At 45.5% G+C, this 11,870-nt stretch carries 9 protein-coding genes, 1 tRNA gene and 1 pseudogene; 4 read left to right on the top strand and 7 right to left on the bottom strand.

From position 1 onward, the window contains the following. Positions 1–339: 339 nt before the first annotated feature. Both LEP1GSC047_RS21995 and LEP1GSC047_RS01940 read left to right on the top strand, forming a co-directional pair. Positions 340–2,772, top strand: a complete 2,433-nt coding sequence (locus LEP1GSC047_RS21995) for a PAS domain S-box protein (RefSeq protein WP_020988146.1) — start codon at positions 340–342, stop codon at positions 2,770–2,772. Next, on the top strand, positions 2,769–3,968 hold the full coding sequence (locus LEP1GSC047_RS01940; RefSeq protein WP_010412285.1) for an EAL domain-containing response regulator: 1,200 nt from the start codon (positions 2,769–2,771) through the stop codon (positions 3,966–3,968). The genes LEP1GSC047_RS21995 and LEP1GSC047_RS01940 overlap by 4 nt, the downstream gene beginning before the upstream one ends. Here the strand turns inward: LEP1GSC047_RS01940 and LEP1GSC047_RS01945 are convergent. The 3 genes from LEP1GSC047_RS01945 to LEP1GSC047_RS01955 are packed head-to-tail and all read right to left on the bottom strand — an operon-like array spanning position 3,951 to position 7,024. Then, positions 3,951–4,778: a glycosyltransferase family 2 protein gene (locus tag LEP1GSC047_RS01945; RefSeq protein ID WP_010412282.1), complete on the bottom strand. Its 828-nt coding sequence runs from the start codon at positions 4,776–4,778 to the stop codon at positions 3,951–3,953. The genes LEP1GSC047_RS01940 and LEP1GSC047_RS01945 overlap by 18 nt on opposite strands. Next, on the bottom strand, positions 4,775–6,118 hold the full coding sequence (locus LEP1GSC047_RS01950) for a multiheme c-type cytochrome (RefSeq protein WP_010412279.1): 1,344 nt from the start codon (positions 6,116–6,118) through the stop codon (positions 4,775–4,777). Before LEP1GSC047_RS01950 ends, LEP1GSC047_RS01945 begins: the two co-directional genes overlap by 4 nt. 6 nt (positions 6,119–6,124) lie before the next feature. After that, positions 6,125–7,024: a sulfurtransferase gene (locus LEP1GSC047_RS01955; protein ID WP_010412276.1), complete on the bottom strand. Its 900-nt coding sequence runs from the start codon at positions 7,022–7,024 to the stop codon at positions 6,125–6,127. 262 nt (positions 7,025–7,286) lie between these two features. On the opposite strand from LEP1GSC047_RS01955, the gene LEP1GSC047_RS01960 reads away from it, so the two are divergent. Further along, a complete protein-coding gene (locus LEP1GSC047_RS01960) occupies positions 7,287–8,051 on the top strand; it encodes a hypothetical protein (protein WP_010412273.1) in 765 nt (254 codons plus the stop codon). 126 nt (positions 8,052–8,177) lie between these two features. Here LEP1GSC047_RS01960 and LEP1GSC047_RS01965 read toward each other — a convergent pair. Further along, a tRNA-Leu gene (locus LEP1GSC047_RS01965) sits at positions 8,178–8,261 on the bottom strand. Between the two features lie 22 nt (positions 8,262–8,283). Then, entirely contained in the window at positions 8,284–8,688 is a 405-nt protein-coding gene (locus tag LEP1GSC047_RS01970) for a PaaI family thioesterase (RefSeq protein ID WP_010412271.1), read from the bottom strand. Positions 8,689–8,798: 110 nt separating this feature from the next. On the opposite strand from LEP1GSC047_RS01970, the gene LEP1GSC047_RS01975 reads away from it, so the two are divergent. Further along, on the top strand, positions 8,799–10,772 hold the full coding sequence (locus tag LEP1GSC047_RS01975; protein ID WP_010412267.1) for a hypothetical protein: 1,974 nt from the start codon (positions 8,799–8,801) through the stop codon (positions 10,770–10,772). A gap of 487 nt (positions 10,773–11,259) precedes the next feature. Here the strand turns inward: LEP1GSC047_RS01975 and LEP1GSC047_RS22000 are convergent. Further along, positions 11,260–11,538: pseudogene (locus LEP1GSC047_RS22000) on the bottom strand (IS4 family transposase); the annotation flags it as partial. Further along, positions 11,468–11,794 (bottom strand): IS4/Tn5 family transposase DNA-binding protein, encoded by a 327-nt coding sequence (locus LEP1GSC047_RS22005; RefSeq protein ID WP_020988095.1) that lies wholly within the window; start codon positions 11,792–11,794, stop codon positions 11,468–11,470. The gene LEP1GSC047_RS22005 and the pseudogene LEP1GSC047_RS22000, both read right to left, overlap by 71 nt. Between the last annotated feature and the right edge of the window lie 76 nt (positions 11,795–11,870).

The following is an 11,870-nucleotide window of genomic DNA, read 5'->3' on the forward strand; positions in this document are numbered from 1 at the left end:
GGTATTTTAAGAATAACAATCGTATCCAAGAACGGAAAAGATGCGCGGGAACCTTAGGTTTCGTTTTTTTTCGGTATTTTTTCGTCGTATAATGAAGCCGAAAATGTGAATTGTTAGCCTTGTGGATAGGATGTCCGGTTTAAAGAAGCGGACATGCATAATTGAAGAACGCTGTTTTTTTTCCTCGATTTTGAATTATTCATTATGCGTAATATGTAATATTTTGATAACCTGTTCGGGTTCAACGGAGAGTCGAGAATGATTGAACGAAAAACGTCGAATCCGATAGATATCTTTGTATCATTCGCGTTAACCTCCGATTTGAGTGCGGTCTAAAATATGAGCCTAAGCTTGATGCGTAAATTGATTCTATTAATCGAAAACGAAGAAGCGGGAGTTCCTGCACTTCATGATTTACTGGCTCAATCCGAGCAGGATGAAATTTTTTCAGTTCAAACCGTTTCGACCGAAGCGGCAATAGGACAGATAAAATCCTTAAATTATGATCTTCTTATAGTCGACTATCATTCCATTTTTCCTAACAATCTCAATCTGATAGAGGAACATAAAATATCTAATGCATCAACGCCGTTTATCGTCATTAATAAAGGATTAGATCCCGATGCTAAGTTACGGTCTTTCGAGGCGGACGCTTCCTATTACATCGATAAAACCAATATCAATCCGTCCTTTTTGAACGAATCAATTCGAGCCTGTCTGGAAAAAAAAGAGTTCGGGAATATCTTTGCGGAAGATTCTCTCAAGCTCAAAGAAATTATTCGACTGAACATAGAAATAGCTACGACAGAGTTGGATGCGGAGGAACTGCCGGATTTTATTGCCGAAAAGATCGGGCATTTTGTGGAATGCGACGGCGTTTCGGTAGGTAAAAAGGAAGGGCAGGAGTTCGTTTATAAAGGGAATTACGGTAGGTTAGTTTATCCGAAAGGACTTCGAATTCGGACCGGATGGGGTTTTTCGGGTCAAGCGATCGGCAATAAAAGAATATTGTTTCATGGCAAATTGAGTTCGCATTCCGGCAAAGTCGGAGAGGATTACTCTCTAAACGGTAGAATCGGTAGTGGGGTTGCGATCCCGCTTTTCTTTGCGGACGAACCCGTTGGAATCATCAACGTCTTTTCGGAAAGACGCGATTGGTTTGAAAGAGGAATCGAGAGATCCTTGGAGCTACTTTCCGTGATGCTTGGATCCATCCTTCACAAAAAAAACGTGGAACATGAATTACGCTCCGGCAGAAATATGCTGAAAAGCGCTTTAAAAATCGCTAATCTTGGCAGTTGGGAATGGAACGTAATCGAAAATAAAATCACTTGGTCGGAAGAAGTCTATTCGATATTCGGAATCTCCAAGGATGAAATTCGAATATCTGTGAATGGATTCTTTTCGTTCGTTCATCCGGACGATGAGGCAAGAGTCCGGAAATTCGGGGAGGAATTACTCGAATACGGAACCGTAACGGAAATCGATCATAGAATCGTAAGACCCGACGGAGAAATTCGCTCCGTAGTGGAAAGGGCCGAGTTGATACGTAGTTCAAAGGGAGAACCCACCTTCATAATCGGCACAGTTCAGGATGTTACCGAAAAAAAACGCTCCGAAGAAAACCTAAGATTGCTGCAAATTGCGATTGAAAAGTCCACGGATATCTTTCTAATCACCGAGTCGGAACCGATCGTCGATCCCGGTCCCAAGATCGTGTATGTAAACGAAGCGTTTGAAAAAATTACCGGTTACACTAGGGGAGAGGTAATCGGTAAGACTCCCAAAATATTGCGTGGATCGAAATCCGATCTAAAAATCCAATCAAAGATAGAAGAGTCCATGTCTCAATGGAAACAGATTCGAGAAGAAACATTGAATTATCGAAAAGATGGGACGGAGTTTTGGACCGAACTGGATATGTTTCCGATCAACGACTCTACCGGGCGATATACGCATTGGATTTCCATTCATCGGGACGTGACTGAAAGAAAACAAACCGAAGAGCGGTTGATGCAATCGCAAAAAATGGAAGCCGTCGGACAGCTTGCGGGCGGGCTTGCCCATGATTTTAATAATTTATTAAACGTCATACTTGCGAATCTTGATCTTCTCGAGCTTAAATTAAAAGAGTCGCCGGATTTGTTAAAGCGCGTAACGTCCGCTCAAGATGCCGTACAACGTGGGGTCGAAGTAAACCGAAGGCTATTGTCCTTTTCGAGAAAACAGCCCATCAATCCGGAAATCGCCGACGTGAATCGACTGCTTTGCGATTTTTCGCCGATTCTCGAAAAGATACAGACCGATAAAGTCGGCGTCGAATTGGAAATATCGAACGAGTCTTTGATTTGCGAGATCGAAAAAAGCGGATTGGAAAACGCCCTTTTGAACCTAACGATCAACGCTCGGGATGCCATGCCGGACGGGGGAACGATTCGAATTTCTTCGGGATTATTAAAGAATGCCGCTTCGGAAGGGGTTCGAATATCCGGATTGGAGCAAGCCGATTACTGTTTAGTTACGGTAACGGATTCCGGGATCGGGATGGATGAAACCGTAAAGGCGCGGATATTCGAGCCTTTTTTTTCGACTAAAGGCGCCGGAAAAGGAACCGGATTAGGCTTGTCAATGGTTTACGGTTTTGTAAAACAATCAAAAGGATTTGTTAAAGTGATTTCAGTTCCCGGTCACGGAACGAGTTTTCTTATTTTCTTACCGATACTTAGCCCCGATCATTCGGTTCCAGCTGATGAGGGGGCCATACTTCCATGAATAATCTCAAAGCTAAAAAACTTCTGATCTTAGACGACGAAGAAGAGATAACGAAAATTTTAGGTGAAATCGCGGAAGACTGCGGTTTTACCGTATCGCTTACTTATGATGCTCCGGATTTTCTTACTAAGCTCGACGATTCATTCGATTGTATTATCCTCGATTTGATGATCCCCGGAATGGACGGTGTGGACGTAATTCGGGCTTTGTCCGAAAAAGAAGTGGATCCGGATGTCGTTTTAATTTCGGGGGCCGACCGTCGAACTTTACATAGCGCTCAAACATTGGCGGGTGAATATGGATTGAGAATACATTCGGTTATGGAAAAACCGATTCGCATAGCCGATATGAGATCTTTGCTCCAGGATTTATTCGGAAAATCTGATAAACTTCCGCGCTCGAAAAAATCTATTATAGGAAATTCCAGGTTTTCCTTTAAATCGGAGGAACTCTATCATGCGCTACAGTCCAATCAATTTATACTGCATTATCAACCTAAAATCTACCTAAAGACCGGTAAAGTGGAAGGTTTCGAGTCCCTCGTTCGTTGGAGTCATCCGGAGCTCGGGTTACTTTATCCGGATTCGTTTCTGCCGAACATGGAAAAGGAAGCAAAAATCCTAAACTTAATGACCGACAAGATAATAGATACCGCATTGGCGGAATGCTCCAAATGGAAGTCTATGGGTAAAGAGTTGAGAATGGCGGTTAACGTCTCTCCGGTAACGTTGACGGATTTGGATTTTCCGGAAAGAATTTACGCAAAGGTTAAAGAAAGTGGAATATCACAAAGTAATTTCCAGATGGAAGTGACCGAGACAAGCTTTTTGGAAAACATTCGATTCACGCAGGATATCTTAACTCGCCTTAGGATTCGAGGGATAGGTTTATCCATCGACGACTTCGGAACGGGTTATTCTTCATTAAAACAATTGCATAGATTCCCGTTTACCGAGTTGAAAATCGATAAGTCTTTCGTAATGGATTCACCGCAGGATAGGGAGTCTTTGTTTATTTGCCAAGCTTCGATCGATCTTGGCCATAAACTTGGAATGACCGTAGTGGCAGAAGGGATAGAAACTCCCGAAGTTGAAAAACTGATGAAAGATGCCGGCTGCGATATAGGACAAGGATATTATTATTCCAGACCGATTCCCCCCGAACGAATTCCCGAGCTGTTAAAGAACTTTGGTTGAGCCTCGCTTGGTCGGAATTTTACGGACAGTTTTAGGAAGTCGAATAATCTTCGATTCCTTGGAGCGATTTTCGCCGGTTAAAAACGTTAAATAAAAAAATATCCAGAGAATTTTTGTTCCTGCGCGTACGCTTCCGATCAGAGTCCCGCTGATTTTCGATTTGCCTCCTTTTCTACGTTCGTAGCGTACGGGAACCTCCGCGATTTGAAACCCTTTTCGAACGGCCTTGATTTGCATTTCCAGGTTCCATCCCCATGTCTTGTCTTTCTGTCCCAAAGATAGAAACGAATTCCATCGTAAAACTCTGAACGGACCTAGATCGGTGAATTTCACTCCGTAAAAGACTTTGAGTAGAAAACAGGATAAGGCATTGCCGAATTTTTGCAAAAAAGACAGTGATCCGTCTTCCGCGCCGCCTTGAGTTCTGGTGCCTAATACGAAATCCGTCCAAGGGTCCATTACGAAAGGTTGAAATAGGGAAAATAAATCGCCTAAATCATCCGATCCGTCTCCGTCCACGAAGACCAAAAACTCGGGAGGTTCATTCAAATTTTTCAGGAAGGAAACTCCGGTTAAACAGGCAATTCCGTAACCTTTATTCGGTTCTCTTAATACGATAACTTCTTGTTCAGTTGCCACGCGAGCCGTCCTGTCTATGGAACCGTTGTCGATCACCAGTATGTGGGAAGGTTCGATTCCGAGATTCTTTAGTTCGACCAATACCGCAGGTAGGCTTTCTTCTTCGTTTAATGCGGGAATAATAAAATACGTCTTCTTCCAAAGATGATGTCGGATCTGTTGCTTGCTCACTCTCCTTTTCTCCCTGCGGAAATTTTAAAGAGTTCTTTCTTAGAGAAGATGCGGCTCTTTCCGGTCCTTAGATCCGCTTCTTCCTTATGGATAAGGGTTGAGAAAGGATAAAATTCTTCGATATTACGGATTTTATCGGAGTATTCCTTGGCGGTTTTGTCCGCGGCCGTTCGCATAGGCTCCGCATTAGATTCCTTTAACCTTACATGAAAAATTTCTAAAGTCACTATCCCCGCTTTCTCGGATTGTAAAGTCTCGGACCAAATTCGGGTTTCGCCGGGCCGCATGCGGTTGTCGGATATCAGCATTGCTTTAGGGTACCACTCCCATTCCTGACCGATCCTCGTTTCCTTTCGTTGTGTCTCGATTCCGGAATCATTTTTAACGGAGATTATTAATTTCAAAAATCGTTCAGGGTCTCCGGAAGGAATATAATGAGAAGACAGAGAATTAGAGAATTCTAACATGGTTTCGATCTTATTCTCCCGTACGCTTAACTTTAGGCGACTAAATTTTAACCCGGTTTCGTATCCGTTGGCTACTTGAGAGTCGTATAATTCGAATCGTTTCGGGACTCCTCCGCCTACAAATCCATGCTTGTGCGAAATTCGTTTCGGACTTATTAAATCCGGTTTCACGAATTTTCTCCCGATTTCAGGCATATGACAAGACCCGCAAGTTACCTGACCGTAGGAATTCCCCGGATCTTTGGATTCGTTTCCGGTATTGAATGCGCAGACAAGTTGGTCGTCCAACATATAAGATGCATTATGGCAATCTAGACACCGATCTTTGAGAAGTTCGCTTTCTATACGAACCGGATGAGGCGGTTTTGTTCCCCCGGTAGCGCCGAGTACGTAAGACTTCCCTTGCTCATCCAACCGGACATGACAAGTAGCGCATGTGACGCCCTCCGATTTCATCTTTATATCGAAATTCGGGTTTGCTTCTTCTATCGGACGGCGATAATCACCATTCGATAGAAAATTCACGATAGTTTCCCGTTGATTTGATACCGGAATATGGCAGTTGAGGCAGAGCCAACGCGGGGAAGTCGATTTGGAAAGTTCCGATTGAAATTGTAGGTCGTTGAAAGCGTTTGCGTGAGTGGAAGTCTTCCATTCCCGATATATTTCGGTATGGCACATCCCGCAATTTTCGGCACGGACTTCGCCGACACCTTCCAAAGGCGGAAGATAAGGAATCGGTTTTGTCCAAGGATGATTTCCTAAAGCGACTTCTACCGATACTTTCCGATTCCCGAAGTAGATAATGTATAAGAGAAGTCCGACAAAGACCGTTAAACATAAGAATATTACACTTCCCTTAAATTTCGTCATCGATATCTAATTCGGACCCTTGACCAGGGGGAATTTATTAGGATCTAAAGACGACCATTCCCGCATGGACCCGGCATAGTTCTTAGCTTCGTATCCGAGAGAAACCAACACGGCTACGAGCCAAGCCGATCGAATTCCTCCGGTGCAATAGGATACGACGGTCTTTTCCGATTCGATTCCGACCGAAGAGAACTTCCTTCTGAGTTCGGATTCGGAGAGAAGATATCCGTCCGAGTTTAATAGATTTTTATAATATAATGAGCGAGCTCCCGGTAAATGTCCTCCCCGCGATTCTCCGTACGGGGTGGCGCCCGCAAACTCGCGTTCTTCCCTGGAATCCAGGAATATGAATTTCTTATCCGATAAATGCGATTTTACGAAGCCTGAGTCGACCGCCAAATCGACCGGCGGTCCAGCCGGATTCGCGGTAAAAGTTTCTATTTTCGAATCGCTAAGATGCTTGGACTCGCGGGCTTTTCTAAGAGCCTGAATTCCTCCGTCTATGATATAAGCATGCAAAAAGCCTAAAGTACGAAAGGACCAAACGATTCTTCCTTCCTCTCCCCAACCGGAAGTCGGATCGGCGAATACGAGGATGATATTTCCCTTTCGAAGCCCCTTTCCATTTAGAATTTCGATCGCTTCGGATTCGGTTAATAAATAACCGCGTCGAGGCGGGTCTTTTCTGGAAATTTCCTTCCATACTAAAGGAATGCTTCCGGAATAAGACGTAAATTTAAACCCTTCCCTCGCATCTACGACGATCGCACCCTGCCTTTCCAGGGAAAGAGCGTCCGACGCGCTCAGAAACCAGCTTTTCCCGATTTGCTTCTTTTCTTTCGCGGATGCGGTATGTGCAGGGTAGGTGAGTAATAAGAGTAGCAGTAAGAAGATTTTGATCTTCATCAGAAAAGCCTTTTCGTTTATCAAACTTAGTCAAGGACTAATACGAAGATCCGACCTTGAACTTATTTAAGAGCGGCTTCTCTGCGGCTGAAAATTGACGACAAAGTGGTTCGACGATCTTTCCGTCGAAAAGTCCGAAGGAATGTGCAAACTTCGCTAAAGGTAAATCCCTCGCATTAATTACACCTTCTTTGTCCAAGGATTAATTCCTAAAACTTAAAAAGATTTTCAAAATGCGCGACTGAGTCGATCATTACCCCCAATGGGCTCCCTTTTGAATGACCCCGAATTTCCGAAATTGATTCGAGCGTACAGGTCCTCTCTGCGTCGTCGTTACTCAACGGATAATATTAAGCGATATCCTCGTTTTAGCGGTATTTCTTCCACAAGAGTCGAATTACTTGTTAAGTATTTTTTAGAACTTTTGTACCCTGAGTTGGAGGGAAGAAAACGGTTGGATGGAGCGTTTTCTTCCCTCGCCGGTTTCGTTCATTCTCCGTCCAAAGTTTTCGGAGTATTGGGTTCCTTGGGAACCGCCGTATTTAAATTGGGAAGACATTTAAAGTCGGCCTTCCAGGCCGGTTTTGCGGCTCTTCATACGTACGTAACGGCGCATAAGTTCGAAGATCTGATGTTTGCAAAGGCGAAAGAATTATTGGATCAGGGCGCGGATCTGGAAAAGCCGGAAGTATTCGATCATGTTTTGGCTTCCGTTTCTCCTCACGACGCGGACGCTTTTAGAAACGATATCGTAAAATTGTTCCGCACTCTATCGAATCGCGAACTATTATCGAAAATTAGGGATCTGATGGACGCGGTCGTTCGAACGATGAAAGCCAAACCCAAGCTTTATTCTCAGGAGGAAGTCTCGGGCATTCTTTTAGGCGCAGGGATTCTTGCCAGGGGAGAGGAATTATTTCAAGGAATGTCGCGTGGCGAAATGGATTTAATTTTGGAAGCGATAGAAACGATCGAAAAGGACGGCTTTTACGAAGCTTTGGATAGAATAAAATTCTCCGGAAAATAAGGATTTTTTGCGATCTATCTTGAATAGTAAATTAAGGAAAAATAATATACTTGGCTCCCGAAAAGGCTTTCTGCGTGAGGGCGGCGATAGGTTTTTAAAAGAGTTTAGAAGAGGGGAAAATAACCCTGCCGACGGTCGGAGTCGAACCGACACGAGGTTGCCCTCGCTGGATTTTGAATCCAGTGCGTCTACCAATTCCACCACGTCGGCGGGTCATATGAGTCCTAGAAGATCAGGAATCGAGTTCGATATACTTGCCCTTGCCTCGGGCAACAATCTTGCCGATTTCATTCTCGATTTCGGCCCTGTTTTCGATTACCTTCTTGTTCTTCTTTACAAACCAACCGCGTAGATGCAGAGGTTGATTTATTTGCGCCGGCTGAAGAAAGCGGATCGTTAGTTCGCCGGTCGTCGTTTTAAAATTCATGGCCTCGTTAATCTTGGCCATAATTTCGTCCAATATGGTAGCTATGATTCCGGGATGAATGACATCCGGGGAACCTTGAAACTTTTCTGGGACAGTATAATCGCCGTAAGCGGTTTTAGTGTCCTCATCAAAGGTGATCTTGAGTTGAAGACCATCCGGGTTGTCAGGGCTCGAACCGAAACTCAGGTTTTCCCGAACCGTTGATTTCATAATTGTCAACATATTACTTAACATTCATGGTGTCAATCGTAAAAACTATACGACCTTTGATTAAGAACGAAGCAATTCATTGTCGAAACTAGATAGGAAGAACACTTTCTATGACAACCGCCTTACTTTTACTTCTCGGCTTGCTCTCGGCAGGAGCGGGAGCATACACCCTATTTCGGGATCCGAATAAATCCCGGGCGGGTGGGGGCGGTGCTAGCGGTGGTTCGGGAGGAGTTCCCGCTTCCGGAGGCGGAGGTTCGCAAGGAACTCCTTCGGCGGATCGCGGAAAATTAGTCAATGTAGGGGAACCCGGCGCTCCTCCTCCGACTTCCCCAGGACCTCCTGGGGCTTCTTCACCCGGGGAGCAAGCTCCATCCCAAGGAAAGCAAGAATGGGAAGGGCCGACTCCCGCCGAAGGTGAGCAACCGTCGCATCCGAACTTACGCAAGAGGAAGAAAAAATTAGATATTCCTCATGGCACCGACGATATCATTCGGAACAATTCCCGTTATGCCCACCATCGCAGACCGTTATTGCATTCGGAAGCGCTTATCGATAAGGAGAATTTTCACGGCGCTTTAGAAATTCTAAAGCGGACGAACGCGAGGATTCCGGATCAGGATATTAACGAAAAGATCGGCGAAAATATTCAGGCTATCGAGAATCATATTCAGGCGCCTGAAGAGGAGGAAACGTATACACCCGATGATCCGAACTATAGCGGGCAGCCGATTCCGATGGGAGATCTTGTTCGCGCGATCAAGGAGATCAGTCAAGCATTAGGAAATACTTTATCACAAGGATTTAATCAACCGATTCAGATTCAATCGCCCTCTCCGGGAGAAGCTCCCAAGCTTCCTGCCGAACTGCCTCCCGGACCGGTTTCGTATACGGTTGTTTCCTACGCTCCTTCTTCAGGAGCCGTCCCCCCTCCGCCTCCGGGAGCTCCCGTAAACTATTCTCAAGGGGGCATACCTGGACCTCCCGGGCCGAGTATGCCGACGACAGGCGCTCCCGCACCTCCTCAAGGGCAGCAACCCCAAGCTCCGCCCAAACCTCCACCTCCCGGATCGGACCACCTGGATCCGAACGAATTGGATTTACCGGAGGATACTTTCTTTACCGATGAGTGGGATAAGTTTAAGGACCTCCCTCTTGTAGATCGCAGAACGGGAGAGGATAGACGATCTCTTGCGGAACGCCGGGGAGATAATGCGGCTAGACGAGATCGGAGAGCGGGCGACGACCGCAGGCAGGAAGATCTATTCGCGTTACGTGACGAATATTTAAAGAAGAAGGCGGAGGAAAAGAAACAGGAGCGGGAACGGGCGGAGGAAGAATATGAACCTTCGGCTGAGGAATGGCCTCAACCCCAGGTTCCGCTATCGGACCAACTCCCTCCTTATGCTATGCCTGCGATACCGCAGGTAGAATTGGTTCCGATCCGTCTGCCGGACCCGGAAGATAAAACGATTCATGGGGATATACCGTCTAACGCACCGGTTCAGTTGGAAGCCGCTCCTTCGCCTTCGGGCGAAGCCAGAATCGAGACCGGCCCCGTAGAGCTTCCGAAAATAGATCTCCCGAATCCCGTGGATGAAAGACGGGGAGAGGAGTCTCAGCCCGAAATCCCTTCTTTAGCGCCTGCAGCCGCGCAGCAGAATGAAGAGTCCCCGGAAATAGAAGTCTTAGAAGGCGGATTGGAGCCTTTGGACGAGGACCGTCCGGAATCTGGCGGAGGCGGAGAAGAAGAGCCTAAAATGATCCACGGGATCTTGGAACTCAAGCCGCCCGAAGTGGACGACGCCCCCTTTCTGACTCTAACGTACGATTTCGATAAAATACCTCATTCGTTTAAGCTTTCTAAAAATTACAGTATTATGGAATACTCATATTATAAGTATAAACCCATGCTGATAAAGGCCCAGGAATTCGCCAGAAGAAAGATGCTTAAGAACGCCTTAAACTATTATCGCGTGATAAAGTCCCAGAATATTCCTCCCGAGTTGCGTAAGATGATCAATCGGAACATCAAAGATATTACCGAATTTATGGAAAAATATCTGATGGCAAAAGGCGGGTAGCAGAGGTCAGAGGACTGAAGACAGTAGCTGCGCGGGCGGCCCCCTCCACTTCGTTCCGGGTCACGCTGCTCCGGGCTCCGCTTTCGCTACGGTCTCAGCGACTCTTTTCTCTTAACATAAACCGTTATTCGCAAGCGCTGCGACTGCTTCGCACCCTACACATCGTTGCCGCTTCAGATGACAGAAGACGGAGGACAGAACATTGATAAGCCAAGTTTCCATGTTCTGTAGAAAGATTCTTGCGTTATAGTAGATTCTTCCTCTATTTCCGTTACCTTACCAACTAGTAGCAACTTCTGTCTAGCGTGAGCAAAGCGAACGCGTCCGTCCTCTGTCTTCTGTCTTCTGAGTGGGAGCTCCTACAAGATTGCGCTTGCAAAAAATACTTGAAATTTTTCCGAATCCATGATATCCGCGAAATCGCGAGCCCTCCGCGGGTACCACCGATCCGGCCCCCACCCAAAAAAGCATAACCTTACCCACAAGTCTATTTCTGTGTGAATAATTTATACATGAAGGCCAGATCCAAAAGTCGGGTTAGACCTTTGAATATGGTTAATGGTCCGGGAGGTGTGTCCGACTTCCGGGCTAAGTGACCTCCTAATTTTGCAATCCAATCCAGAACCGTACTTAATTCGGGTTCTTCCTTCGGAGGCTTGGATGTTTCGTAGAGTCTACAATATGCACCTTTCCATTCAAAAGGTTCGAACATAATCGAAGCTTTTAGACCGGGAATATTTCTGCCTAAGAATGTCAGCATCATCATCGTATAACTTCGTATAATGTATGCTATACGAAGTTATTCGGGAAAAAAAACGATAGGCTGCTTTAGTCCCGGCCCAATTCCCGAATATGTCAGGTAAGCTCGAATCAGTTCGTTTAGACATCGCACTTATGATTTTTTTTAAACGCTTATTTAATCGCTTATCTCCAAGATTCAGCGACAAAAACTCCTCTTCGATCCAATCTAAATCGGTTTCAAAAGTACTACTCCAATGTTTAGTCTTCATCTTAGGTCCCATCTAGATCTAAAGACTAAAATTATGAAAAATCTAGTCTTTTTATCCGTCTTGTGGGTAAGGTTATGCAAAAAAGGGC

This window comes from Leptospira inadai serovar Lyme str. 10 (genome assembly GCF_000243675.2).
In the GTDB taxonomy this organism is placed as follows: Bacteria; Spirochaetota; Leptospiria; order Leptospirales; family Leptospiraceae; genus Leptospira_B; species Leptospira_B inadai.